This is a genomic window from Burkholderia sp. CpTa8-5, assembly GCF_017815045.1.
Classification (GTDB): Bacteria; Pseudomonadota; Gammaproteobacteria; order Burkholderiales; family Burkholderiaceae; genus Burkholderia; species Burkholderia sola.
On record NZ_JAGIQD010000014.1, the window covers coordinates 1 to 24,322 of the forward strand.

The 24,322-nt window shown below is 68.3% G+C and carries 23 protein-coding genes and 1 tRNA gene; 8 read left to right on the forward strand and 16 right to left on the reverse strand.

What is annotated here, in order from left to right; all coding sequences use genetic code 11:
* Positions 1 to 101 precede the first annotated feature (101 nt).
* The 3 genes from J8I35_RS21150 to mfd form a co-directional block, all read right to left on the reverse strand.
* Positions 102 to 1,121, reverse strand: a complete 1,020-nt coding sequence (locus J8I35_RS21150) for a threonine/serine dehydratase (RefSeq protein ID WP_089435179.1) — start codon at positions 1,119 to 1,121, stop codon at positions 102 to 104.
* A 32-nt stretch (positions 1,122 to 1,153) separates the two neighbouring features.
* On the reverse strand, positions 1,154 to 2,374 hold the full coding sequence (argE, locus tag J8I35_RS21155; protein ID WP_089488555.1) for an acetylornithine deacetylase: 1,221 nt from the start codon (positions 2,372 to 2,374) through the stop codon (positions 1,154 to 1,156).
* Between the two features lie 104 nt (positions 2,375 to 2,478).
* The gene (gene mfd / locus J8I35_RS21160; RefSeq protein ID WP_209926813.1) at positions 2,479 to 6,036 is read right to left on the reverse strand and encodes a transcription-repair coupling factor; all 3,558 of its coding nucleotides are present in this window, start codon (positions 6,034 to 6,036) and stop codon (positions 2,479 to 2,481) included.
* A gap of 19 nt (positions 6,037 to 6,055) precedes the next feature.
* Between mfd and ispD the strand changes: the two genes are divergently transcribed.
* Positions 6,056 to 6,766 carry a 2-C-methyl-D-erythritol 4-phosphate cytidylyltransferase gene (ispD, locus tag J8I35_RS21165; RefSeq protein ID WP_050013299.1) on the forward strand — a complete coding sequence of 237 codons (711 nt, stop codon included), beginning with the start codon at positions 6,056 to 6,058 and terminating at the stop codon, positions 6,764 to 6,766.
* 28 nt (positions 6,767 to 6,794) lie between these two features.
* Complete coding sequence (ispF, locus tag J8I35_RS21170) at positions 6,795 to 7,280, forward strand: 2-C-methyl-D-erythritol 2,4-cyclodiphosphate synthase (protein ID WP_050013298.1); 486 nt, start codon at positions 6,795 to 6,797, stop codon at positions 7,278 to 7,280.
* 126 nt (positions 7,281 to 7,406) lie between these two features.
* Here ispF and J8I35_RS21175 read toward each other — a convergent pair whose 3' ends face one another.
* From J8I35_RS21175 to ompR, 4 genes are all read right to left on the reverse strand, one after another.
* Positions 7,407 to 7,934 (reverse strand): carboxymuconolactone decarboxylase family protein, encoded by a 528-nt coding sequence (locus tag J8I35_RS21175; protein ID WP_050013297.1) that lies wholly within the window; start codon positions 7,932 to 7,934, stop codon positions 7,407 to 7,409.
* A gap of 76 nt (positions 7,935 to 8,010) precedes the next feature.
* Positions 8,011 to 8,559, reverse strand: coding sequence for a peroxiredoxin (locus tag J8I35_RS21180; RefSeq protein WP_006478563.1), 549 nt, complete (start codon positions 8,557 to 8,559; stop codon positions 8,011 to 8,013).
* A gap of 189 nt (positions 8,560 to 8,748) precedes the next feature.
* Positions 8,749 to 10,110: an ATP-binding protein gene (locus J8I35_RS21185; protein ID WP_050013296.1), complete on the reverse strand. Its 1,362-nt coding sequence runs from the start codon at positions 10,108 to 10,110 to the stop codon at positions 8,749 to 8,751.
* Between the two features lie 41 nt (positions 10,111 to 10,151).
* The gene (gene ompR, locus J8I35_RS21190) at positions 10,152 to 10,877 is read right to left on the reverse strand and encodes a two-component system response regulator OmpR (protein WP_004199523.1); all 726 of its coding nucleotides are present in this window, start codon (positions 10,875 to 10,877) and stop codon (positions 10,152 to 10,154) included.
* 267 nt (positions 10,878 to 11,144) lie between these two features.
* On the opposite strand from ompR, the gene J8I35_RS21195 reads away from it, so the two are divergent.
* From J8I35_RS21195 to J8I35_RS21205, 3 genes are all read left to right on the forward strand, one after another.
* A complete protein-coding gene (locus J8I35_RS21195; RefSeq protein ID WP_006478566.1) occupies positions 11,145 to 11,423 on the forward strand; it encodes a hypothetical protein in 279 nt (92 codons plus the stop codon).
* 134 nt (positions 11,424 to 11,557) lie between these two features.
* The gene (locus J8I35_RS21200; protein ID WP_209926815.1) at positions 11,558 to 13,063 is read left to right on the forward strand and encodes a DUF1800 domain-containing protein; all 1,506 of its coding nucleotides are present in this window, start codon (positions 11,558 to 11,560) and stop codon (positions 13,061 to 13,063) included.
* Between the two features lie 67 nt (positions 13,064 to 13,130).
* Entirely contained in the window at positions 13,131 to 14,351 is a 1,221-nt protein-coding gene (locus J8I35_RS21205; protein WP_209926817.1) for a DUF1501 domain-containing protein, read from the forward strand.
* Positions 14,352 to 14,361: 10 nt separating this feature from the next.
* Here the strand turns inward: J8I35_RS21205 and hpnD are convergent, their stop codons facing one another.
* On the reverse strand, positions 14,362 to 15,195 hold the full coding sequence (hpnD, locus tag J8I35_RS21210; protein ID WP_209926819.1) for a presqualene diphosphate synthase HpnD: 834 nt from the start codon (positions 15,193 to 15,195) through the stop codon (positions 14,362 to 14,364).
* Positions 15,196 to 15,443: 248 nt separating this feature from the next.
* On the opposite strand from hpnD, the gene J8I35_RS21215 reads away from it, so the two are divergent.
* Positions 15,444 to 15,530 (forward strand) — tRNA-Leu (locus J8I35_RS21215).
* Between the two features lie 148 nt (positions 15,531 to 15,678).
* On the opposite strand, the gene J8I35_RS21220 is transcribed toward J8I35_RS21215, so the two are convergent.
* From J8I35_RS21220 to J8I35_RS34980, 6 genes are all read right to left on the reverse strand, one after another.
* Entirely contained in the window at positions 15,679 to 15,978 is a 300-nt protein-coding gene (locus tag J8I35_RS21220; protein WP_050013293.1) for a hypothetical protein, read from the reverse strand.
* A gap of 70 nt (positions 15,979 to 16,048) precedes the next feature.
* The gene (locus J8I35_RS21225; protein WP_050013292.1) at positions 16,049 to 16,279 is read right to left on the reverse strand and encodes a hypothetical protein; all 231 of its coding nucleotides are present in this window, start codon (positions 16,277 to 16,279) and stop codon (positions 16,049 to 16,051) included.
* A gap of 111 nt (positions 16,280 to 16,390) precedes the next feature.
* Positions 16,391 to 17,500: a class II histone deacetylase gene (locus J8I35_RS21230; protein WP_209926821.1), complete on the reverse strand. Its 1,110-nt coding sequence runs from the start codon at positions 17,498 to 17,500 to the stop codon at positions 16,391 to 16,393.
* Positions 17,501 to 17,514: 14 nt separating this feature from the next.
* Positions 17,515 to 18,714: an MFS transporter gene (locus J8I35_RS21235; RefSeq protein ID WP_209926822.1), complete on the reverse strand. Its 1,200-nt coding sequence runs from the start codon at positions 18,712 to 18,714 to the stop codon at positions 17,515 to 17,517.
* Positions 18,715 to 18,735: 21 nt separating this feature from the next.
* Entirely contained in the window at positions 18,736 to 19,782 is a 1,047-nt protein-coding gene (locus tag J8I35_RS21240) for a porin (RefSeq protein ID WP_209926824.1), read from the reverse strand.
* On the reverse strand, positions 19,779 to 19,952 hold the full coding sequence (locus tag J8I35_RS34980; RefSeq protein ID WP_235356189.1) for a hypothetical protein: 174 nt from the start codon (positions 19,950 to 19,952) through the stop codon (positions 19,779 to 19,781). The genes J8I35_RS21240 and J8I35_RS34980 overlap by 4 nt, the downstream gene beginning before the upstream one ends.
* A gap of 132 nt (positions 19,953 to 20,084) precedes the next feature.
* Between J8I35_RS34980 and J8I35_RS21250 the strand changes: the two genes are divergently transcribed.
* A complete protein-coding gene (locus J8I35_RS21250; RefSeq protein WP_209926825.1) occupies positions 20,085 to 21,236 on the forward strand; it encodes a helix-turn-helix transcriptional regulator in 1,152 nt (383 codons plus the stop codon).
* A gap of 105 nt (positions 21,237 to 21,341) precedes the next feature.
* Positions 21,342 to 22,340, forward strand: a complete 999-nt coding sequence (locus J8I35_RS21255) for a 2-dehydropantoate 2-reductase (RefSeq protein WP_124630787.1) — start codon at positions 21,342 to 21,344, stop codon at positions 22,338 to 22,340.
* 198 nt (positions 22,341 to 22,538) lie between these two features.
* Here J8I35_RS21255 and J8I35_RS21260 read toward each other — a convergent pair whose 3' ends face one another.
* Together J8I35_RS21260 and J8I35_RS21265 are read right to left on the reverse strand one after the other, a co-directional pair.
* Positions 22,539 to 22,988, reverse strand: a complete 450-nt coding sequence (locus J8I35_RS21260) for a MarR family transcriptional regulator (RefSeq protein ID WP_124554605.1) — start codon at positions 22,986 to 22,988, stop codon at positions 22,539 to 22,541.
* A 62-nt stretch (positions 22,989 to 23,050) separates the two neighbouring features.
* Positions 23,051 to 24,196: a glycerate kinase gene (locus tag J8I35_RS21265; RefSeq protein WP_124630786.1), complete on the reverse strand. Its 1,146-nt coding sequence runs from the start codon at positions 24,194 to 24,196 to the stop codon at positions 23,051 to 23,053.
* Positions 24,197 to 24,322: the final 126 nt, after the last annotated feature.

Here is a 24,322-nt window from a genome sequence, read left to right on the forward strand (position 1 = left end):
GACGGCTAATCGCATACGAAATCCATTTAATCAGTGCCCCGGCCATCAAAACGGGGCGCTTTTCAACAGCCTGCTAGGGCCTGCGCACGCGGGATGCGGCGTCAGTGCTGAAGTTGCGCGTGCGCGAGATGCATGCCGAGTGTGGCGGGGTCGGTATTCGTGCCCGACAGCAGCACGCCGACGCGCTTGCCCTGCAGCGTTTCGCGCAGCGGGCCGAGCAGCGCGGCGAGCGCGGCCGCGCAGGCCGGCTCGACCGACAGTTTCAGGTGCGAGAACAGGAACAGCATCGCGGCGCGCAGCGCGTCGTCGGAGACGGTGACGATGCGGTCGAGGTGGCGCCGGCACAGCTGGTAGCTGTATTCCTCGGTGTGCGGCGCCATCAGCGAATCGGCGATGGTCTGCATCGCGCTCATCTTGATCGTGTGATTGGCCGCGAAGCTGCGGCTCATCGCGTCGGCGCCTTCCGGCTCGACGCCGTACACGTGCACGCGCGGGTTCGCGAGCCGCAGCGCGGTCGCCATGCCGGCCGCGAGCCCGCCGCCGCCGATCGGCACGATCACCGCGTCGAGGTCCGGCGTCTGCGTCGCCCATTCGTAGCCGAGCGTCGCGGTGCCGAGGATCGTGTGATAGCCGTTGAACGGATGAATGAAGAAGCGGCCTTCCTCGGCCTCGATGCGCCGCACGAGATCGAACGCCTGCGACGCGCTGCCGGCCAGCACGACTTCCGCGCGGTACTGCTTGCACTGCGCGATGCGCGTCGGACTCGCGGTATGGAACATCACGACCTTCGCGCTGCTGCCGAGCCGCATCGCCGCATACGCGACGGCCGCCGCATGATTGCCGGCCGACACGCAGGTGACGCCGGCGTTCTTGCGGGCTTCGTCGAGCGCGAGCAGATGCGTGAACGCGCCGCGCGCCTTGAAGCTGCCGCTTGCCTGCAGCAGCTCGAACTTGAAGTTGACGTGCGTGCCTTCGAGGGAGGGCAGGTCGGCGCGTTCGAACACGGGCGTGCGCGCGACCCACGGCGACAACGCGAAATGCTGTGCGGCGATTTCGTCGAGCGTCGGAATCGGCTCGCCGTCGATCGTCGTATGGGCAGTGCCCTGTTGTTCAGTCGACATGACGTGGCGGGTGGCGGCGTGGCGGGAGGCAGTCAGTGCGCGTCGACCGACATGCTGCGGATGAACTTGCGCAGGAACTGCTCGCAGCCGGCGAGCTGCGCGAGCTCGACATATTCGTTCGGCTTGTGCGCCTGCTCGATGTTGCCGGGCCCGCACACGACGCTCGGGATGCCCGCGCGTTCGAACAGCCCGGCCTCGGTGCCGTATGCGACCTTGCGCTTGTCCTGGTCGGCCGTCAGCGCGCGCACGAGCTGCGTGATCGCAGCCTGTTCGGTTGCGTCGAGGCCGGGCGCCGCGGCGATCTTCGAGAACTCGATCGCGGCGTTCGGATGCTCGCGCCGCATCTGCGGCAGCAGCGTTTGCTGCGCATACGCTTCGATGCGCGTAAAGATCTGCTCGGGATCGAGCGTCGGCAGGTTGCGGAATTCGAAGTCGAAGCGGCACTCGGCCGGCACCGTGTTGATCGCGTTGCCGCCCTGGATCGTACTCGTCTGCGCGGTCGTGAACGGCACGTCGTACAGCTCGTCGAACGGGCCTTCGGCGCGGAAACGGTCGGCGATGTCGCGGATGTGGCAGATGAGGCGCGCCGCATACTCGATCGCGTTGAGCCCCTTCGGGGTCAGCGACGAATGCGCGGCGTGGCCGCGCACGCAGCAGCGGTACGCGTTGATGCCCTTGTGCGCGATGATCGGCCGCATGCTGGTCGGCTCGCCGACGATGCAGCCCGACGGCTGCACGCCGCGCTTCACGAGATCGGCGATCATCAGCGGCGCGCCCGCGCAGCCGATTTCCTCGTCGTAGGACAGCGCGAAATGGATCGGCTTCGCGAGCTTGGTTGCCTGCATCTCGGGCAGCAGCGCGAGCGCCGCGCCGATGAAGCCCTTCATGTCGCAGGTGCCGCGGCCGTACAGGCGGCCGTCGCGGATTTCCGGCGCGAACGGGTTGCTGTCCCATTGCTGGCCGTCGACCGGCACGACGTCGGTGTGGCCCGACAGCACGATGCCGCCGTTCGTCGAACCGTCGTGCGCGGGCACGGTGGCAAACAGGTTCGCCCAGCCCTCGCGCGGATCGTGCGTGATCGTCGACGCGATGCCTTTTGCGGCGAGCGCGTCGCGCACCGTTTCGATCAGGCCGAGGTTCGGCACGCGGCTCGTCGTGTCCATCGACACGAGTTGCTTGACCCAGGGCAGGCTGACGAGCGATGCGTCGCCTTCGGTGGCGGCGGACGGCGCCGTCGCGTCGAGAGTGGACATGGCAAAACTCCGTCTGATGAATGGGAAATCATACTCAAAAACGCGCCGGCCCGCCTTCGTCGGGCGCGATGCGGTGCAGCAACGTCGCGCCCGTCAGGATGGCATCAGCGGGCCGCGACGGCCGCCCCCTGTTTCGGGCCGAGCGCGCGCAGCGTTTCCTTGATCGTCGATACGCGGATCGCGAGATCGGGCGAGCGCGTCTCGATGCGCAGCTTGTCCTGGCCCGCGAGCTTGATGTGGCGATGCTTCTGCACCATCTCGATGATCCGCATCGGGTCGATCGGCGGATTCGGCTCGAACTGCAGGCCGATCGCGACTTCGCTCGCATCGATCTTCACGATGCCGAGCGGCTTCGCGGCGATCCGCAGCCGGTGCGTCTCGACGAGCGCGTGCGCCTGCGGCGGCAGCTTGCCGAAGCGGTCGATCAATTCCTCCTGGATGCCGTCGATCGCGTCGCCGTGCTCGCAGTTCGCGAGCCGCTTGTACAGCGACAGCCGCTCCTGCACGTCCGCGCAGTAGTCGGCCGGCAGGATCGCGGGCGCATGCAGGTTGATTTCGGTCGTCGCGGCGAGCGGGGCGGTGAGGTCGGGCTCCTTGCCGTTCTTCAGCGCCTTCACCGCGTCGTTCAGCATGTCCGTATAGAGCTGGAAGCCGATCTCGTGGATTTCGCCCGACTGCTTGTCGCCGAGCACCTCGCCGGTGCCGCGGATCTCGAGGTCGTGCATCGCGAGATAGAAGCCCGAGCCCAGTTCCTCCATTTGCTGGATCGCTTCCAGCCGGCGCTGCGCCTGCTTGGTCAGCGACTGCGGATCGTGCACCAGCAGGTACGCATACGCCTGGTGGTGCGAGCGGCCAACGCGGCCGCGCAACTGGTGAAGCTGCGCGAGGCCGAACTTGTCCGCGCGGTGCATGATGATCGTGTTCGCGCTCGGCACGTCGATGCCGGTCTCGATGATGGTCGTGCACAGCAGCACGTTCGCGCGCTGCGCGACGAAATCGCGCATCACGCGTTCGAGTTCGCGCTCGTGCATCTGGCCGTGCGCGATCACGATGCGCGCTTCGGGCACGAGCGCCTCGAGCATCGCCTTGCGGTTCTCGATCGTCTCGACCTCGTTGTGCAGGAAGTACACCTGGCCGCCGCGCTTCAGCTCGCGCAGCATCGCCTCGCGGATCACGCTTTCCTCCTCGCGGCGCACGAAGGTCTTGATCGCGAGCCGTTTCTGCGGCGCGGTCGCGATCACCGAGAAATCGCGCAGCCCTTCGAGCGCCATCCCGAGCGTCCGCGGGATCGGCGTCGCGGTGAGCGTCAGCACGTCGACTTCCGCGCGCAGCGCCTTCAGCGCTTCCTTCTGGCGCACGCCGAAGCGGTGTTCCTCGTCGATGATCACGAGGCCGAGGCGCTTGAACTGCACGTCCGACGACAGCAGCTTGTGCGTGCCGATCACGATGTCGACGCTGCCTTCGTTGATCTGCGCGATCGCCGCGTTCACTTCCTTCGCGGTCTTGAAGCGCGACAGCTCGACGATCCGCACCGGCCAGTCCGCGAAGCGGTCGGCGAAGGTCTGCGTGTGCTGCTCGGCGAGCAGCGTGGTCGGCGACAGCAGCGCGACTTGCTTGCCGCCGAGCACCGCGATGAATGCCGCGCGCAGCGCGACCTCGGTCTTGCCGAAGCCGACGTCGCCGCACACGAGGCGGTCCATCGGCTTGCCGCTCGTCATGTCGCCGATCACGGCCGCGATCGCCGCGGCCTGGTCGGGCGTTTCCTCGAAGCCGAAGCTTTCCGCGAATTTCACGTAGTCGCGCGGGTCGAGCGAGAACGCATGGCCTTCGCGGGCCGCGCGGCGTGCGTACAGGTTCAGCAACTCGGCGGCCGTATCGCGGATCTGCTGCGCGGCCTTGCGCTTCGCGCGCTCCCACTGGCCGGAGCCGAGCGCGTGCAGCGGCGCGCTGTCGGGGTCGGCGCCGCTGTAGCGCGAGATCACGTGCAGTTGCGCGACGGGCACGTAGAGCTTGCTGTCGCCCGAGTATTCGAGATGCAGGAATTCGGTTTCGCCCTCGCCGAGATCCATCGACACGAGGCCCATGTAGCGGCCGATGCCGTGCTGCGCGTGGACGACCGGATCGCCGACCTTCAGCTCCGACAGGTCGCGCACCATCGCGTCGACGTTGCTCGCCTGTTCCTGCCGGCGGCGGCCCGCGCGGCGGCCGAGCGCGCCGTACAGCTCGGTTTCGGTGACGATCGCATAGCCTTCGCCCGGCACCGCGAAGCCGTTCGCGAGCGGCGCGACGCCGAGCGCGAAGCGTTCGTCGCTCGCGAGCCAGCCCGCGAAGTCGTCGTTCGACGCGGGGCGCAGGTGGTGTTCGGCCAGCAGTTGCAGGATCGTCTCGCGGCGGCCGGCCGATTCGACCGTCAGCAGCACGCGCTTGCCCGACGATTCGACGAACGTGCGCAGCGACGCGAGCGGATCGTCCGCATGGCGGTCGACGGTCAGTTCGGGCAGCGCGGTCGCCCAGCCGCCGGCCGGCTGCGCGGGCAGCACGACGCGCGCGAACGGCTTCGCGAACGCGAAGAAATCCTCGTCGGACAGGAACAGCCGCTGCGGCTCGAGGATCGGCCGCTCGCGATCGTGTGCGAGGAACGCGTGACGCTGCTTCGTATCGGCCGTGAAGCGGCGGATCGACGCGTCGAGATCGCCGGTGAGCACGAGGTGCGCGTCCTGCGGCAGGTAGTGGAACAGCGTGGCCGTCTCGTCGAAGAACAGCGGCAGGTAGTACTCGATGCCGGCCGACGGCACGCCGTTGCCGATGTCCTTGTAGATCGGCGCGCGGCTCGGATCGCCTTCGAAGGTTTCGCGCCAGCGGCTGCGGAAGGCCGTGCGCGCCGCTTCGTCGAACGGGAACTCGCGGCCGGGCAGCAGGCGCACGTCGCGCACCGGATAGAGGCTGCGCTGCGTGTCGGGATCGAACGCGCGAATCGAATCGACCTGGTCGTCGAACAGGTCGATCCGGTACGGCAGCGGCGAACCCATCGGGTACAGGTCGATCAGCGAGCCGCGCACGCAGTATTCGCCGGGCCGCACGACCTGGCTCACGTGCTCGTAGCCGGCCAGCGTGAGCTGCGCCTTCAGCTTCGCCTCGTCGAGCCGCTCGCCCTGCGCGAACGCGAACGTGTACGCGGCCATGAACGACGCGGGCGGCATCCGGTACAGCGCGGTGGTCGCGGGCACGAGCAGGATGTCGCAGCGGCCCTCGCCGAGGTCGTGCAGCGTGGCGAGGCGCTCGGACACGAGGTCCTGGTGCGGCGAGAAGGTGTCGTACGGCAGCGTTTCCCAGTCGGGCAGCAGGCGCACGCGCGCATCGGGCGAAAAGTAGCGGATTTCCTGCGACAGCCGCTGCGCGTCGACCGCGTTCGCGCAGATCACCGCGAGGAGCGGCACGTCCTGGCGGTTGTCGGCGAGATAACGGGCGATGGCGAGCGCGTCGGCGGAGCCGTGCGCGCCGTCGAAGGCAAAACGCTGGCCGGGCTTGACGCGGGCAACGGGTGAAGCGGACGGGGTGGAAGCGTTATCTGGCATAGGGACGACAGGGGTGGCGTGCACGGGCGCATCGCGTGCGCCGGTCGAGACGAAAGACCTATTATAAAATCCGCTTCTCGATTTCACCTTTCCGGCGTTTCCCTTCGTGACTCCCCGACTTTTCGCCCTGATTCCTTGCGCCGGCACGGGCAGCCGTTCCGGTTCGGCCGTGCCGAAGCAATACCGCACGCTGGCCGGCCGCGCGCTGCTGCACTACACGCTCGCTGCGTTCGACGCATGCAGCGAGTTCGCGCAGACGCTCGTCGTGCTCGCGCCCGACGATTCCCATTTCGACGCGCGCCGCTTCGCGGGCCTGCGCTTCGCGGTGCGCCGCTGCGGCGGCGGCTCGCGGCAGGCGTCGGTGCTGAACGGGCTGCTGGAGCTGGCCGAATTCGGCGCGACCGACCACGACTGGGTGCTCGTGCACGACGCCGCGCGCCCGGGCATCACGCCGGCGCTGATCCGCACGCTGGTCGCGACGCTGAAGGACGACCCGGTCGGCGGGATCGTCGCGCTGCCGGTGGCCGATACGCTCAAGCGCGTGCCGGCCGGCGGCGACGCGATCGCGCGCACCGAGTCGCGCGACGCGCTGTGGCAGGCGCAGACGCCGCAGATGTTCCGCATCGGCATGCTGCGCGACGCGATCCTGCAGGCGCAGCGCGAAGGGCACGACCTGACCGACGAGGCCAGCGCGATCGAATGGGCTGGTCATACGCCGCGCGTCGTGCAGGGCAGCCTGCGCAATTTCAAGGTCACGTATCCGGAAGACTTCGCGCTCGCGGAAGCGATCCTCGCGCGCCCCGCGAACGCTTCCTGACATTCACCCCCTCTCAATCGGAACACGCATGGATTTCAGAATCGGACAAGGCTACGACGTGCACCAGCTCGTCGAGGGGCGCCCCCTCATCATCGGCGGCGTGACGATTCCGTACGAACGCGGCCTGCTCGGCCACTCGGACGCGGACGTGCTGCTGCACGCGATCACCGACGCGCTGTTCGGCGCGGCGGCGCTCGGCGACATCGGCCGCCATTTTTCCGACACGGACGCGGCATTCAAGGGCGCCGACAGCCGCGTGCTGCTGCGCGAGTGCGCCGCACGCATCAAGGCGGCCGGCTTCACGATCCAGAACGTGGACACCACCGTGATCGCCCAGGCGCCGAAGCTGGCACCGCATATCGAAGGGATGCGCGCGAACATCGCGGCCGATCTCGGGCTGCCGCTCGATCGCGTGAACGTGAAGGCGAAGACCAACGAGAAGCTCGGCTATCTCGGCCGCGGCGAGGGGATCGAGGCGCAGGCTGCCGCGTTGCTGGTGAAGCAGGGCGGCTGACGACCTTGACGGCGGCGCGTGCGGTTCGCGCCGCACGCCGCGCCGCCGAAATGAAAAATGCCACGCGAATGCGTGGCATTTTCGTTTGCAGCAGGCGCGGCTCACGGCCGCGCGCCGTGCAACCGCTTATTCGCCTTCGGCGGCGATCACCTGCGCGGCGGCGTTGATCACCGACGCGATGCGGCCGACGTCGCGCAGTTGCGTCGTCGTCATCCCTTGCTCGTTCTTCAGCAGCGCATAGTGCGACTTCACGCAGAAGTGGCACTTGCCGACGATCGACGCGGCGAGCGCGTACATCTCGAATTTGCGCTTGTCGACGCCGCCGTGCGTCGCGTACGCACCCATCCGCAATTCGGCGCGCTGCGTCTTCAGGTCGGCGTCGTCGGCCATCTCGACATACGGATACCAGGTGTTGTTCATCCCCATCAGCGCGGCCGCCGTCAGCACGGCGTTGGTCTCTTCGGGCGACAGCACGCCGGCTTCGCGGATCGTCTTCACGAGCACCGTGCTCTTCGCCGCGATGGCCGCCGCCAGCGCCACGCCGACCGCATCGGTGCCTTCGAGCGACGAGCGCGAGATCGTGCCATCGAGGTTCAGGCGAATGTCCTTCGCGTAGTCGGGGATACGTGCCTTAATCGAGTCGATGAATTCCATTGATATCTCCTATGGGTTGGCCGTTAAAAAAGCCCGCAGGCAGGACGTGCGCCGCGGGCTTCGTGCATTGCTACGCTTACAGCGTTGCGCCGCCGACTGCGCGGTTGCACGGGCACAGTTCGTCCGTTTGCAGGCCGTCCAGAATGCGCAGGACTTCTTCCGGGCTGCGGCCGACGTTCAGGTTGTTCACCGACACGTGCTGGATCGTGTTGTCCGGATCGACGATGAACGTTGCACGCAGGGCCACGCCGGCTTCCTTGTCGCGCACGCCGAGCTGGTCGATCAGTTCGCCCTTGACGTCGCCGAACGAGTAGTGGTTCAGCTTGTCGAGGTCCTTGTGCTCACGACGCCATGCGAGCTTGACGAATTCGTTGTCCGAGCTGCCGCCGAGCAGGACGGCGTCGCGCTCTTCGAACTGCTTCGTGAGCTTCGCGAATTCGACGATTTCCGTCGGGCACACGAACGTGAAATCCTTCGGATAGAAGTAGATGATCTTCCACTTGCCCGGGAACGACGCTTCGGTGACGGTCTCGAACGCCGACTGGCCGTTTTCCTCGTGATTATTGAAGCCCGGCTTCGCGGCTACGACGGTGAAAGCTTCGAGTTTATCGCCCACGGTTTTCATGCGGATACTCCTGTGTGAGTTGGGAAGAAGACTGAGTCAAGCTACCTCGGTGCTGCAACGATGATGTGACAGCATGGGGAAAACTATAACACTATTAGCAATGCGCTTCAATAGATTTTGACTAACGACTCTCATAGCTTTTGTCAACCGGGTCGATAGTGTGACGCGCAAGATGCGTGCGCGAGCGTGTCACGCGGTCGCACGCGCCTTGCCGGCGCCGGGGAATTCCAGCGTGACCTCGAGGCCGGCTTCCGGGTGGCGGTTGCGCAGGCGCAGCGCGCCGCGATAGCGGCCGACGAGCCGCAGCACGATCGCCATCCCGAGGCCCGTGCCGTCCGCCTTGGTGCGTGCGGTGTCGACGCGGTAGAACGGCCGCATCACGAGCGGCAGTTGATCCTCGGGAATGCCGGGGCCTTCGTCGCTCACCGACAGCTCGACGCGCGCATGCGACACGCGCGTCTCGAGCGTGATGCGCGAAATGCCGTCCTGCTTGCTCTGACCGTACTTGCGCGCGTTCTCGACGAGGTTGCCGATCACGCGCCGCATGTCGGTCTCGTCGGCTTCGATGATCGCGCTCGGCGCGAGCCGCGTGCGGATCTCGACGCCGTCCTCGCCCGACACGCGCGCGGCGACTTCGTGCGCGACCGACGACAGGTCGACGGGCTCGGGCTTGCGCTGCGACGGGCGCGCATAGTCGATGAAGGCCGCGATGATGCGGTCCATCTGTTCGATGTCGTCGACCATCGCGTCCTTGGTCGCCTGGTCGGACGGGCTCATCTCGGTTTCGAGCCGCAGCCGCGCGAGCGGCGTGCGCAGGTCGTGCGAGATGCCCGCGAGCATCAGCGCGCGATCGGCCTCGAGCTGTTCGAGGTCGCGCACCATCTGGTTGAAGCTGCGGTTGGTGTCGGCCGCGACGCCCATCCCGCGCTCGGGCAGCGGCTCGGGCGCCTGGCCCGAACCGACCTGGCGCGCGGCGAGCGCGAGCCGCGAGAACGGCCGGTTCACGAGGCTCGTGATGAATGCGGAGCCGAACAGCGACAGCGCGAGCGCGAACAGCCCCCAGCCGGCCCACTGCAGGCCCGTGACGTTGTCGAGCTGGTCGCGGTCGAGCGCGACCCAGTAATCGTCGTCGTCGATCTTGAAGCTGATCCACACGCCGGGAATGTCGTTGACCGACTGCGCGATCACGGTATCGTCGCCGAGGCGGCTGCGGATGTCGTGTTCGATCAGGCGGTTCAGCGATTCGTCGGGCTGCAGCTTGAACTTGTCGGTTTTCTCGCGCGGGTACACGCGCACGCCCTCGTTGCTCTCGAGATCCTGCAGCAGCGCGCGCCGCAAGTCGGGATCGGAATAGAGCAGGGCGGTGCGCGTGAGCTTCACGACCGCGACGAGCTGGAGCGCGACGCGCTGCGCACGCGGCTCCCGCTCGATCACGCGAAAGCTCTGGAACCACGCGGCGAGACTGACCGAGATCAGCAGCGCGATCAGCAGGAAGGTGCGCCAGAACAGCCCGCCGAACGCGAGCTGCAAAAGGCGCCGGTCGATACGCATGGGACGGGCCGTGGGCGGGGCGAAACCGGGAAGGAAGAAGCTCAGGCGGCGCCGTCCGGGATGAACACGTAGCCGAGGCCCCAGACGGTCTGGATGAAGCGCGGGCTGCCCGGATCCGGCTCGATCAGCTTGCGCAGGCGCGAGATCTGCACGTCGAGGCTGCGGTCGAACACTTCGTATTCGCGGCCGCGCGCGAGTTCCATCAGCTTTTCACGCGACAGCGGCTGGCGCGGATGGCGCGCGAACACCTTCAGCACGGAGAATTCGCCGGTGGTCAGCGGAATTTCCTGGCCGGACTTCGTCAGCGTGCGCGTGGCGAGATTCAGCGAGAATTCGCCGAACTCGAACACCTCGGTGGTTTCCGACGGCGCGCCCGGCAGTTCGGCCGGCGCCTGGCGGCGCAGCACCGCGTGAATGCGCGCGACCAGTTCGCGCGGGTTGAACGGCTTCGGCAGGTAATCGTCGGCGCCCATCTCGAGGCCGACGATGCGATCGACGTCTTCGCCCTTCGCGGTGAGCATGATGATCGGCGTGCGGTCGTTGCTGCCGCGCAGCCGGCGGCAGATCGACAGGCCGTCTTCGCCCGGCAGCATCAGGTCGAGCACGAGCAGGTCGAAGCGCTCGCGTACCCAGAGCTTGTTCATCGCGGTCGCGTTTTCCGCGACGTAGACGTTGAAACCCTGTTCGCCGAGGTAGCGGCGCAGCAGATCGCGCAGGCGAGGGTCGTCGTCGACGACGAGAATCTTGGAGGGGTTTTTCGTTTCCATGATCGGCATCTTATCGCGAATGGGAATTGACGCACGGCCGGGGATTTTCGTGCGTTACAGTCGGTTACAAAATTTACCCGTAGTGTCGCGCCGAGTAAAGGCAGGCTATAGAGATTCCTTTACTCGAAGCCGAAATTCGGTAGATACTCCCCTGCACTCCATCTTTCATCTTTGCACACCCGAATTCCGCAGGGTTTTTCAAGTACCAGAGGTAACCGGTTGCCGCGTGACGAAGGGAACAAATCGACCAAAGAAGCGAGGACGGTCATGCGATCTGCCCGGATTGCACTGATGCTGACGATCGCGCTTGCCGGTCCGTATGCGTCGAACTTCGCGTATGCGCAGCGCCCCGAGCAGGGCGCATCGTCGCGCAAGCTGCCGCGCGGCAAAGCGCCGCAACCCGATCGCGCCGCCGATATGACGGTCCGTTCCGCCGTGCCTCCCGACCTCGAACAGCGCCGCCGCGACGGGCACATGACGCCCGAAGAGCGGCACCTGTTGCGCCAGCACATCGAAGACGCCGTTCGCGAGCTGTACAAGCGCTGACGCGTGCCGTCATTCTTCGTGCGCGGAAGTGTCCGCGCGGAAAGAATTCGTAGCACTTTTTCCGTCAACTTTCTGCTGCCGAATGCCGTTGTACGGGCATCCGCACCGCCGGTGCGTTCCCGGAGTCCATGACGATGAAAGCGAACGCTGCCGCACCGGCGCCGTCGCCTGCCATGCAGTCGCCGCTCGATGCCGACGACGCACTGTTTTTCCTCAGCCGCACCGGTTTCTCTCCCGCGCCCGCCGAGGTCGCGCGCATCATCGGCATGACGCGCGCGCAGGTCGTCGCCGACACCCTCGGCAGCGCGCGACGCGAACCCGTCACGACGTGGCCCGACTGGCTCGCCGAGCCGCCGCCGACGCGCGCGCAGCGCCAGGCGCTGACGCCCGACATGCGGCGCGACGAGCAGCGCGAGCGCAATCGCCGCTATGATGCGTTGCGCGCGGCCTGGGTCAACGAGATGGTCGCGACGCCGTCGCCGCTGACCGAGCGCATGACGCTGTTCTGGCATGGGCATTTCACGTCCGGACAGGACAAGGTCCCTTATCCGCAAACGATGGCCGCGCAGAACGCGCTGTTTCGCCGCGAGGCGCTCGGCAACTTCGGCACGCTGCTGCACGCGGTCGCGAAGGACCCGGCGATGCTGCAGTATCTCGACGGCGCGAGCAATCGCAAGGGGCGGCCGAACGAGAATTTCGCGCGCGAGGTGATGGAGCTGTTCACGCTCGGCGAAGGGCACTACACACAATACGACGTGACCGAAGCCGCGCGCGCGATGACGGGCTGGACCGTCGATCCCGATACGCTGCGCTTCGCGGTGCGGCCCGACTGGCACGATGCCGCCGACAAGACGATCCTCGGCGAAACCGGGCCGTTCGACGGCGATGGCTTTCTCGACGTCCTGCTGAAGCGGCCGGGCACCGCGCGTTTCATCGCCGGCAAGCTGTGGCGCGAGTTCGTGTCCGATACGCCGGAGCCAGGCGCACTCGATGCGATCGCCGAACGGTTTCGCGCGAGCGGCTACGACATTCGCGCGGCGCTCGCCGCGCTGTGGTCGACCGACGCGTTCTGGGATCCGCGCAACCGCGGCGTGCTGGTCAAGTCGCCGGCGGAATTCGTGGTCGGGTCGGTGCGGCTGTTCGACGTGGCATACGGCGATCCGCAGATGCTCGCGGACACCGTGCGCACGCTCGGGCAGAACCTGTTCTATCCGCCGAACGTGAAGGGTTGGCCGGGCGGCGCGCTGTGGATCAACAGCACCACGCTGCTGTCGCGCAAGCAGTTCGTCGAGCAGCTGTTCCGCGCGACCGAGACGGCCGGCATGCGGCCGCCGGCCCGTGGCGCGATGACGCCGCCGCCGAACGCGCGTGCGCACGCGATGCCGGTGATCGACACGGCGTCCGCTGTCGGCCTGCGCGGCCTGCCGGCGAAGCCGGCGCGCGGCGGCCTGCGTTTCGACCTCGAACGCTGGCTCGCCCAGTATCGTGCGCGGCCGCAGGCGATCGCGGGATTGTCGACCGAGCTGCAGTTGCAGCACGCGGTGTTGCAGCTTTCGCCGGTCGCGGCGATCGACACGGATTCGACCGGCAGCGCGTATCTCGAGGCGCTGCTGATGGATCCGGCCTATCAACTGAAATGATGCAAACGACGACGAAGCGGGCAGCCGCCGCGGCAAAGATGCGGGGCGGCGAACCAAGGGATGTGCGATGAACCGACGTGATTTTCTGACGCTCACGGGCGCCGCGGCCGCTGCCGGCGTATCGATGTGGCAAGCGCCCGCGATGGCGGCCGCCGCGACGCAGGCGGGGCGCAAGCCCGCGGCCGGGTATGCGAACGTGCTGATCCTCGTCGAGTTGAAGGGCGGCAACGACGGCCTCAACACGGTGGTGCCGTATGCCGATCCGTTGTATTACCCGCTCCGGCGCAGCATCGGCATCAAGCGCGACCAGGTGCTGCAGCTCGACGCGCAGACGGGGCTGCACCCGTCGCTCGCGCCGCTGATGCCGCTGTGGCGCGACGGGCAGGTCGCGGTCGTGCAGGGGGTCGGCTATCCGCAGCCGAACCTGTCGCATTTCCGTTCGATCGAGATCTGGGACACCGCGTCGCGCTCGGATCAGTACCTGCACGAAGGCTGGCTCACGCGCACGTTCGCGCAGGCGCCCGTGCCGCCCGGTTTCGCGGCGGACGGCGTCGTGCTCGGCAGCGCCGAGATGGGGCCGCTGTCGAACGGCGCGCGCGCGATCGCGCTCGTCAATCCCGCGCAGTTCATCCGTGCGGCCCGGCTCGCCGAACCGTCGTCGCTGCGCGAGCAGAACCCGGCGCTCGCGCACATCATCGACGTCGAGAACGACATCGTGAAGGCGGCCGACCGGCTGCGCCCGCGCGGCGGGATGCGCGAATTCAGGACGGCCTTTCCGGCCGGCGCGTTCGGCACGTCGGTCAAGACCGCGATGCAGGTGCTGGCCGCGTGCGAAGCGTCCGGCCCCGGCGCACAGGACGGTGTCGCGGTGCTGCGCCTGACGCTCAACGGCTTCGACACGCACCAGAACCAGCCGGGGCAGCACGCCGCGCTGCTCAAGCAGTTCGCGGACGGGATGAGCGCGATGCGCGCGGCGTTGATCGAACTCGGGCGCTGGAACGAGACGCTCGTGATGACGTATGCGGAATTCGGGCGGCGCGTGCGCGAGAACCAGAGCAACGGCACCGATCACGGCACGGCCGCGCCGCATTTCGTAATGGGCGGCCGCGTGGCGGGCGGGTTGTACGGTGCGCCGCCGGCGCTCGGGCGGCTCGACGGCAACGGCAACCTGCCGGTCGCGGTCGATTTCCGCCAGCTTTACGCGACCGTGCTTGGGCCGTGGTGGGGGCTCGATGCGACGCGCGTGCTGCAGCAGCGTTTCGATACGCTGCCGCTGCTGAAGGTGTGATGCGCGCCGCTCAGCGGCGGCGTGCGGCGCGCCACGCGATCCACAGCTTGCGGATCGGCGTGAGCGCAATGCGCTGGTGCAACACCTGGTAGCCGTCGCGCGCGATTTCGTCGAGCAGTGCGCCGGCCAGCGCGATCTGTGCGCGCAGCGTGCGCTGCGCGCGGCGTTCGGCGGCGGGAATCGCCGCAGCGGCGGCCGCGAGCGCGTCGCGCGCGCGGGTCGTCTGGAATTGCAGCAATTCGGTGAAGGCCGGGCTGTAGCGGCGATTCAGCAGATCGGCCGCGGTCACGTTGTAGCGCTGCAGTTCGTCGATCGGCAAATAAATGCGGCCGTGGCGCGCGTCGTTGCCGAGCTCCTGCACGAATTGCGCGAGCATCAGCGCGCGGCCGACGTCCGCGGCCCACGGCTGCGGATCGGCCGGGTTCGGCGAACTGGCGCGCGCAACCAGCGACGCGAACGTGCCGCCGACCTGTGCGATATAGCGCTGCAGGTTCGCGAAATCGAGGTAGCGCGCCTGTTCGAGGTCCATCCCGTAACCGTTGACGAGCGTGCGCAATGCATCGGCTTCCGCGGCGATTGCCGGGTGATGCTGCGCGAGCGCCTTCGTGACCGGGTGCGACGGCTGCCCGTCGGCGAGTGCTGCGAGTTCCTTGTGCCACCACGCGAGCTTCGTGTGTCCGACGGTCGGATCGCTGGTTTCCTTGACGGTTTCCTCGAGTTCGCGGCGCAGCGCGAACAGCGCGGTCAGGCGCGGCTGCGTGGCGAGCGGCGCCTGGCGCAGCGCGTAGTAGACGCTGGAGCCGGCGGGGGCGGCCTTTTGCTGACAGTAGTCGTCGAAGTTCACGGGCTGGATCGGGTGGGGCGGGTTCGGGGGACGCGCGGCGGCGCGCTGCCGAAACGTCGAGCGCGGCATTCTAGCACCGCGGCACGACGGGCGCCGACGGGGCGAGACAACGCCGAACGGATCGGGTAGAATCTCGCGCTCGCCTGATCGGGCGTGCCGGTTTTCGGGCCGGCGTGAGAAGTCCCGGGCAAGCCCCGGGCGCGTGGAGCACGCATCTTGCGTCCCGCGCGATCAGGCGACGGAAATACGCGTGAGTGGCGAAATTGGTAGACGCACCAGGTTTAGGTCCTGACGCCCGCAAGGGTGTGCCGGTTCGAGTCCGGCCTCACGCACCAGAAGTCGAACGTGCCCCGTCAGGGCACGTTCGCGAAAAAGCGCTGCCGGTCGGCTGACCGCAGCGCTTTTTTGTTGATGGCCGTCAGCCGGGAGGATGCCGTTTGCGCAGGCACGTTAAATCGGCGGCATGTAACATGGCAAAGCCTTTTATACACGCGGGCTGTTCAACCGGGGACCGTCGATGACCCACACCATACGCACGTCGATCGGCGTTCTGGCGCTGATGCTGGCCATGCCGGCTGTCGCGGCCACGCCTGCCGACAACGTGGCGTGGAGCGCCAGACCCGACGCGACCGTCAGGAAGCCGCTGGACTGCTCCGCTTCCACGTCGACTTCCTCGGGGTGGCGGATCGCGGGCGGTGCGCCTCCTTCCGCGGAATCCGTGCTGAAATCGGTTGGTACGGTGCTGGCTGTGTCCGCACTCAGTGTTGTATCGAAGGGCAGCATGCAACAGTCCAGGAACGCATGCCGGCCTGCAAATGGCTCGTAGATGAGCGCTTCGTCGTTTCCGCCGCACTTATTCCCAGAAGCTGCGGATCGCGACGGCCACGATCACCGGCACCGAGAACACCAGCGGAATCGCGAAATACTGCGCTTCGCGATCGACGATCCAGCTATAGATTACCCACGCCGCGCCGATCGCGAACGTGATGAGGCCGACCGTCACGGCGGCGATGTTCAGGGCCAGCTTCGACGGCTGGCGGCGCGTTTTGGCGTTGTCGTTGTTGTCGCGCGGGGACGATTTCATCGGAAGAGTGCGGCCTCGTGCCGGAACAGGGGTAAAGACACAGGAAACCCCATCCGCACCGATCGCGCAAGGGCCGGCACGGGCCGGCCCCGTCACGTCCGTTCCCGCGCGTTACAACCCGAACGACGCGGCCAGTTCGTCGAGCAGTGCGCGCTGGAACGCGACGAACCGCTCGCCCGGCTGCTGCGCGATCGCGAGGTCGAGCATCGGATCGGCGACCTCGGTGCGAATGCCGGCCAGTTCCTCGACGATCGCGAGCCCGCAGAACGGCACGTACGCCTCCGAATAGCCGCCTTCGTGAACGATCACCAGTCGCCCGCCGCAATGGCGCTGCGCGGCTTCCTTCACCGCGAGGGTCATGAACCGGTAGCTGTCGGTATGCAGCTGCATGCGCGCGAGTGGATCGACCGCGCTCGCATCGAGGCCGCTCGCGACGACGATCAGCTCGGGGCGGAAGCGCACGAGCGCCGGCAGCACGATCCGCTCGAACGCATGGCGATACGCATCGTCGCCGCTGCCCGCGAGCAGCGGCACGTTCAGGTTCGCGCCGATGCCCGCGCCTTCGCCGCGATCGTCCGCACCGCTGTAGCCGGGCGGGAAGCAGCGGTCCTGGTGCAGCGAGATCGTCAGCGTATCGGGATCGTCGTAGTAGATCGACTGCGTGCCGTTGCCGTGATGCACGTCCCAGTCGATCACCGCGACGCGCTCGATGCCGTGCTTCGCGCGCGCGGCTTCGATCGCGATCGGGACGTTCGCGAGCAGGCAGAAGCCCATCGGGCGGTCGCGCAGGCAGTGATGGCCGGGCGGCCGCGACAGCGAGAACGCGTTCGCCGCGCGCTTGCCGACGACGGTGTCGACCGCCGCGATCGCGAGGCCGGCCGACAGCGCGGCGATCTCGTAGCTACCCTTGCCGAACGGCGCGAGCTCGCCGAGGTCGCCGCCGTTCGCGTCGCTCAGCGCGCGGAACGCGTCGAGATAGTGCGCGGGATGAATGCGCAGCAGGTCGGCGGCCGTCGCGGGCTCGGCGCCGCGCAGGTCCAACTGCGCGGCGAGGCCCGATGCCTGCACGAGCGACAGGAAGCGGCGCTTCGAATCGGGCGATTCCGCGTAGCCCGCGCTCGATGGCGGCTGGACCCAGCCGCCGACCGGAAAGAACAGCGCGTGCGTGCCGCCGGTATGCCAGAAAGTGCGTTCGTCGGTGAAGAAGGCAGTGCGATTCATGGATGCGTGACCTGTCACGGTTGGGAGGAAACGGAAGAACGGCGATCGACGTGGCGCAGCGCGGCGAACGACACGATCGCGACGGCCGTCGCGGCCGCGAACAGCGCGCGCATCGTGCCGCCGGCGTCGAGCATCAGGCCCGCCAGCAGCGGGCCGGCGGCGAGCCCCGCGCCGATCACGAAATTGAGCGTCGCGACGAGGCGGCCCGACGTGTCGATCTGCGCGACGGTCGCGAGGATGAACGGCAGTACGAAGGTCCACGCGAACTTGAACACGAAGATCGCCGCGCTGTAGCCGCCGGTGTCACGTAGCGCGGCGAGCGCGACGAGCGACGCCGCGAGCAGCCCGTAACCGGCCGCCAGCATTGCGCGCCGCGCGAGCCGGCCGCCCGCGCACGACGCGAGCGCCGCGCCGGCGATCCCCATCACGCTCGCGATCGCGAGCACGTTGCCGGTCGACTGCGGATCGAGCCCGGCCTCGGCCGCCGCGCGGCTCGCGAACGTCCACACGCTGCCGATCGCGAGATAGAACGTCAGCACCGCGGCGATGGCGAGTACGACGAAGCGTCGCGGCGTTCGCGGTGCGTCGCTGCGCGCGGTGTGCGCGGATGCCGTCCGCATGCCGAGCGACGATGGAAAGCCGCGCGACAGCGGCGCCGCGAGCAGCGCGAGCGCGGCGAGCCCGACGTACAGCGCGCGCAGCCCGAATGCGGCGAACACGTGCGGCAGCACGAACAGGCCGATCGCGCCCGCGATCAGTTGGCCGACGACCCACAGGCCGTACACCCGGTCGCTGTTTTTGCTCGTCGCCGCGCTCGTCATGCAGAGCACCATCAGCGAGCCGCCGCCGAGCGCGGTGAAGGCGCGCAGCGCGAGCAGCGCGGCAAAGCCCGGCATCCAGAGCGCGGTCAGTAGGTTGCCCGCGCCGAACACCGCGATGGCGAACGCGGCGACGCGGCGCGCGTCGATGCGACCGAGCCACAGGTACGACGGCACGGTCGCGACGCTGAACGCGCCGAGTTCGACGAAGAAGTAGATGCCGATTTGCGACGCGGACAAACCGAGCTGCGTCGCCAGCCGACCGGCGACGGCGGGCGCCACGAGCAGCAGCAGCGGCGTGATGGCCGCGAACACGACGAGCGCGACGAGGGTCGCACGAGCGAATGTCGATGCGCGGCCGGGCGAGAGGGCGGCATCGGAGGACAAGGTTTTCATGGCGGGATCTCGTTGACGGAATCAGAACAGGTGGTACATGCCGACCATCGCGCCGAACTGCGACGCGCCGGCGAGCGGCGTCGGGTCGTATTCGTAGACGGTCTGCGAACTCTGGCCGCTGTTGCGCGCATAGCCGAGGTTCGCGTACGCGACGGTGCGTTTGGACAGCGCGTACGTGGTGCTCGCGATGAACAGCGTCGGATGGCCGATCGCCGGCGTGCGCGAATCGGTGTGGTAGACGCCCGCGTTCAGGCCGATTCCGTTCGATGTCAGGTAGCGCGCGCCACCCCAGACGATCGTGCGGGCCGCGTCGAGGTCGCCGGTCAGGCGCTCGACGCCCGCATACACGCTGAGCGGCAGCGTCGCGAATGCATAACGCGCGGCGAGCGTGCCGAGTTCGCGACGCCGCGCAGACGCGTCGGCCGCCGCCGATACGTCGCCGTGCGCCTGATGCAGCACCGCGCTGACCGACAGGCCGTTGCTCGTGTACTGGCTGCCGAGCTCGAGCACGCGTCCGGCGCGCGTATTGCCGGCGACGCCCGAGGTCGCGACGAGCGCCTCGACGTCGAAGCCGGCGAACGTCGGCGACTGGTATTTGACCGAGTGGTCGATGAAGTTCGCGCTCATCGGCACGAGCACGCCCTGACCGCTGTACGACGCATACCAGAGCGGGTCGTAGAACAGCGTCTTGTCGAACAGCACGCTGAACTGGCGGCCGAGCGTGACGGTGCCGACCGGCCCGGCGATCCCCACATATGCGCCGCGGAAGAACGCGTAGCCGGGCACGGTCGCGGTGCCGTCATTGAGGTTGAGGCCCTGTTCGAGCTTGAACAGCGCCCGCCACCCGCCGCCGAGATCCTCGTGGCCCTTGATCCCGAACTGCGAAGGCAGGATGCCGTAGTTCTGCAACCGCACGGCCGAACGATGCCCGTCGGCGTGCGTCAGATATTGCACGCCGGCGTCGAGCGCGCCGTACAGCGTGAGGGCGGACTGCGCGTGCGCGGCGGCGCCGCATGCGGCAAGCGCCGCGGCGGCCGCGGCCGTGCGGATGAAGCGGGGTGTCGTCACGTCGGGTTCTCCATACCGTCCTGCATCGGTTTGTCGTTGGTGTTGTCGCGACGCAGTGTCCGCAGCGGGAAAACGGCCGAACAGTCGTCCAGATGAACGGTGCGGAAAACCCGCGACGCACGGCGCAAAGGCCCCGCGATGCCGCCGCGCGCGTTGCTGCGCAGCAGCAACCGGCGGCGCACCGTTCAAATGGATGGGGCTGGCGAGCGTTCCGGCGCCCCGGCCCGCCAAAAAAGCCGCTCGCTATAATCGGCCGGTGTCGTTGCGCACATCAGCAGCCCGACCGGGCAGGGGAGCGGAAGGTGAGGATCACGACGGATATCGGGCAGGATCTCGACGCGCTGCGCGACGTGCCGGCCGCCATCGTGCTCGACGAATTCGCGTGGCCGCCGCGGCCGTCCCGTCGCGCCGATTTCGACGGCGTCACGCGTGGCGACGCAGCGCAGCGCGCACTCGGCCTGATGCTGCTCGACCTGTACGCGGTGGCCGTGCAGTCCGCCATCGGCGAATTCGAGTACCGGTTCTTTTCGCTGCTGCAGGCGCTCATGCCGTTCGATGCCGCGTGGACGGGCGTCGCGACCCATCTGCCGACCGGCCCGGTGATGCACAACAGCTTTTTGTACCGGTTGCCGCACGCGTTCTTCAGCGACTGGAAGCGCGTGCGCGATTGCGATCCGCTCGCGCACCGCACGTTGCACGGCGCACACGGCCGCGCGGTGCGGCTGTCGGTCGTCGAGCCGGGGCTCGATGCGCGGTTTCGCGACTGGTGCGTGAAATACGGGCTTGCGCAATTGATGTTCGTGTGTACGCTCGATCGCCGCTTCGGCCTGACGACGTTCGTGTCGATCTACCGTCAGGGCCTGAACCGGCCGTTCGGCGACGACGACGCGCGTCGTTTCGAGGAGGTCATTCCGCATCTCGCGGCCGCATTGACGATCAATCGCGCCGCGCAGCTCACGCGCGAACGCGAGCGCGCCGACACGGTCGCGCCGGCCGCGCGTGCGCTGTGCGACAACTTCGGGGTGCTGCACCACGCCGATCACGGTTTCGACGACGTGCTGCGCACGGAATGGCCGGACTGGGCCGGCGCGCGCGTGCCGGAGCCGCTCGTCGCGTACCTGCGGCGCCACTCGGGCCGGCCGTTCGTCGGCGACGCGCTGCGCATCCAGTGCGTGCCCGTCGCGGGGCTGTTCCAGATCGACGCGCGGCCGCGCTCGCTGCTCGACCGGCTGAGCCCGCGCGAACTCGCGGCGATCCGCTATTACGGCGCCGGGCGTTCGCACAAGGAAGTCGCGCAGCAGATGGCGATCTCGCCGACCACCGTGCGCCACTACCTGCGCTGCGCGTACCGCAAGCTCGGCATGCACGACAAGAGCCAGATCGCCGGCATGCTCGGCGCGACCGGCGGCGCGACCGACGACGAAGCTGTGGAAGCCGGCGGCGTGCCGCGCTGAAGCGCACGAACGTGTGCCGGGCGGCGCGCACTGCGTTGCCAGAATGGTTGTGCCCGCAACCATTGAGCGTTATGCTCGTCAGCTCCCAGGAGACGGAATGCCATCATGAAGGACACGAATTCGGGGTCGGTGCGCACGGCGGTGGTCGGCGTCGGCGCGATCGGCGGATTGCTCGCGGCCGCGTTGTCGAGAGCCGGCATGACCGTGAGCGCGTACGCACGCGGCGCGACGCTCGATGCACTGAATACGCACGGCGTGCGCGTGATCGACGAGGCGGGCGCAATCTCGTCGGTGCCGGTGCGCGCCAGCGACGATGCGGCCGCGCTCGGCGTGCAGGACTACGTGGTGATCGCGCTGAAGGCACAGGCGCTGCCGGCGCTGGCCGCGCGCATCGCGCCGCTGGTCGGGCCGGACACCGTGATCGTCGCGGCGATGAACGGGCTGCCGTGGTGGTTCACGCACGGGCTCGAAGGGGCAATCGACGGCGTGCCGCTCGATGCGGTCGACCCCGCCGGCGCGGTGTCGGCCGCGTTGCCGCCTGCACAGGCGATCGGCTGCGTCGTGCACCTGTCGTCGAGTACCGATGCGCCGGGTGTCGTGCGTCGCGGGCGCGGCAACCGGCTGATCGTCGGCACGCCCGATCCGCGGCTCGACATGCCCACCGCGCGGTTCGCCGACGCGCTCTCGGCCGGCGGTTTCGACGTCGAATCGACGCGCGCGATCCGGACCGAGATCTGGACGAAGCTGTGGGGCAACATGAACATGAATCCGCTGAGCGCGCTGACCGGGTCGACGGCCGAGCAGTTGCTCGACGATCCGTTCACGCAGGATCTCGCGCTGCGGATGATGGAGGAGGCAGCCGCGATCGGCGCGAGGCTCGGCCTGTCCACCGGGATGAGCGGCCCCGAGCGGATCGCGGTTACGCGCAAGCTCGGCGCATTCAAGACGTCGATGCTGCAGGATTTCGAGGCGGGGCGCTCGCTGGAGATCGGGCCGATCCTCGGCGTGTTTCCGGAGCTCGGCCGCAAGCTTGGCGTGCCGACCCCGTACTGCGACGCGGTGCTCGGGTTGTTGCGCCAGCGCGCGGCGAACAGCGGGTTGTAGTGCGCACGGGGCGGCTGAATTCGCGGCCGCCGGCAACGCCGTCAACGCGACCACGCGCGCTTCGTGCGATGCCGGCCGCATGATGCAAAACGGGCCGCCCGGATCGCACGTGATGCGACCCGGGCGGCCTGTCTGATGCGTCGGATCAAACCTGCCGCCAGCGCTCGCCAATCCGGCGATGGCGGCCCGCCACGCGACTCAGTCGTCGCGTTCGGTCGCGTGCGTGACGACCTTGTCGAGCAGCCGCTCGAACGTCTGACGTTCGCTGTCGGACAGGCATGCGAGCAAGCCGTCGTTCCATTTGCGCACGATCGGCATGATCTTGCGATGCAGCGCGCGACCGTCGGTGGTCAGCGCGATCAGCACGATCCGGCCGTCTTCGTCGCTCGCGCTGCGCTCGAGCAGCCCCTGGCGCAGCAGCGCTTCCGCCGCGCGGCTCGCCTGGCTCTTGTCGAGATTGGTGTGGCGCGCGAGATCCATGATCGAGAACGGGCCGAATGCGCCGACGGCGGCGATCACGCGCGCCTCGGGCAGCGAGATGTCGAGCTTGTGCCGGTACACCTCGCCGATCCCGCGGTCGGAGCGCTTCGTGAGCGCATGGAGGCGATAGGTCAGAAACTGATCGAGCCCGGCTTGACGGCCTTTCATGTCGAATCCTGAAGAAAAAGGGCGGGCCCGATTGTTCCTGTATCGCGCGCTCGGGTCAACGGTCAGTGTGCACCGTACTTCAGGCGTGTCAACTGTTCCGCTTCGTTCGCGAGCAGATTGGCCGCGTCGCGGATCGCGACGTCGAGCGTGATCGGCCCGGGCGCCGGCGAAAAGCAGCCGGAGAAATGCTCGGACAGGCGCGGCAGCGCGGCCGGGTCGACCGCGCCCGACAGCAGCGACGCGCTTACGCCGGCAGCCCGCGCGTGCCGGCAAGCGATGAACGGCGCCTTGCCGTGCAGCGTCTGCACGTCGGAGCGGCCTTCGCCGGTGATCAGCCAGTCGGCGCCGGCCAGTGCGGCGTCGAGCCCGACCTGGCGCGCGACCACTTCGGCGCCGGGCTCGAAGCGTGCGCCGAGCATGTGCAGCGCGAAACCGAGGCCGCCCGCGGCGCCCGCACCCGGCAGGTCGCGGCCGCGGCGGTCGAGCGCGGCTTCGAGCAGGTCGGCGAAGCGGGCGAGGGCCGCATCGAGGATCGCGACCTGGGCGGCCGTCACGCCCTTTTGCGGACCGAATACGGCGGTCGCGCCATGCGCGCCCGTCAGCGGGTTGTCGACGTCGGACATGCCGACGAATTCCGTTTCCTTCAGGCGCGGATCGAGCCCCGACGCGTCGATGTGCGCGATGTCGGCGAGCCGCGACGGCACCGGCTCGACCGACTGGCCGCCGGCGTCGAAGCATTGCAGGCCGAGGCCCGCGAGCAACCCGGCGCCCGCGTCGTTGGTGCTGCTGCCGCCGAGCGCGACGAAGAAGCGGCGCACGCCGTCGTCGAGCAGCGTGCGGATTGCGTCGCCCATCCCGCGCGTGCTGCGCGCGTCGACCGGCACGCTCATGCCGACCGGGTCGGTGATCCCGACGATCTCGGCCGTCTCGACGATCGCGGTGCGCGCATCGATCACGCCGACCGCCGCATCGCGCGCCGCCAGCGACGCACCGGCCACCCGCAGCGTGCGCCGCGTGCCGCCGCCTGCCAGCATCGCGTCGAGCGTGCCTTCGCCGCCATCGGCCATCGGGCAGCAGCGCACGACCGCGTCGGGCCGCGCGCGGCGGATGCCGGTGGCGATCGCGTCCGCGACCTGCTCGGCGGAAAGCGAGCCTTTGAACGAATCGGGCGCGATGACGACGACAGGCGCGGACGGGTGGTGCGGCATGGTGTCTCCGGAAGGCGTTATTGGTGTGAAGAATGAGCGGTCGGGCCACGAGAGTGGCTCACACGCTATCGGAGCTTACAGGATGGCGCGCGCGCGGTGGATACGCCGTTCGGCATAGCCGCGATC

Coding starts and splice junctions, on each gene's coding strand:
- J8I35_RS21150 (WP_089435179.1), bottom strand. CDS start 1,121: ATGTCGACTGAACAACAGGGCACTGCCCATACGACGATCGACGGCGAG.
- argE (WP_089488555.1), bottom strand. CDS start 2,374: ATGTCCACTCTCGACGCGACGGCGCCGTCCGCCGCCACCGAAGGCGAC.
- ispF (WP_050013298.1), top strand. CDS start 6,795: ATGGATTTCAGAATCGGACAAGGCTACGACGTGCACCAGCTCGTCGAG.
- J8I35_RS21175 (WP_050013297.1), bottom strand. CDS start 7,934: ATGGAATTCATCGACTCGATTAAGGCACGTATCCCCGACTACGCGAAG.
- J8I35_RS21180 (WP_006478563.1), bottom strand. CDS start 8,559: ATGAAAACCGTGGGCGATAAACTCGAAGCTTTCACCGTCGTAGCCGCG.
- J8I35_RS21185 (WP_050013296.1), bottom strand. CDS start 10,110: ATGCGTATCGACCGGCGCCTTTTGCAGCTCGCGTTCGGCGGGCTGTTC.
- ompR (WP_004199523.1), bottom strand. CDS start 10,877: ATGGAAACGAAAAACCCCTCCAAGATTCTCGTCGTCGACGACGACCCT.
- J8I35_RS21195 (WP_006478566.1), top strand. CDS start 11,145: ATGCGATCTGCCCGGATTGCACTGATGCTGACGATCGCGCTTGCCGGT.
- J8I35_RS21200 (WP_209926815.1), top strand. CDS start 11,558: ATGAAAGCGAACGCTGCCGCACCGGCGCCGTCGCCTGCCATGCAGTCG.
- J8I35_RS21205 (WP_209926817.1), top strand. CDS start 13,131: ATGAACCGACGTGATTTTCTGACGCTCACGGGCGCCGCGGCCGCTGCC.
- J8I35_RS21220 (WP_050013293.1), bottom strand. CDS start 15,978: ATGCTGCCCTTCGATACAACACTGAGTGCGGACACAGCCAGCACCGTA.
- J8I35_RS21225 (WP_050013292.1), bottom strand. CDS start 16,279: ATGAAATCGTCCCCGCGCGACAACAACGACAACGCCAAAACGCGCCGC.
- J8I35_RS21230 (WP_209926821.1), bottom strand. CDS start 17,500: ATGAATCGCACTGCCTTCTTCACCGACGAACGCACTTTCTGGCATACC.
- J8I35_RS21235 (WP_209926822.1), bottom strand. CDS start 18,714: ATGAAAACCTTGTCCTCCGATGCCGCCCTCTCGCCCGGCCGCGCATCG.
- J8I35_RS21255 (WP_124630787.1), top strand. CDS start 21,342: ATGAAGGACACGAATTCGGGGTCGGTGCGCACGGCGGTGGTCGGCGTC.
- J8I35_RS21260 (WP_124554605.1), bottom strand. CDS start 22,988: ATGAAAGGCCGTCAAGCCGGGCTCGATCAGTTTCTGACCTATCGCCTC.
- J8I35_RS21265 (WP_124630786.1), bottom strand. CDS start 24,196: ATGCCGCACCACCCGTCCGCGCCTGTCGTCGTCATCGCGCCCGATTCG.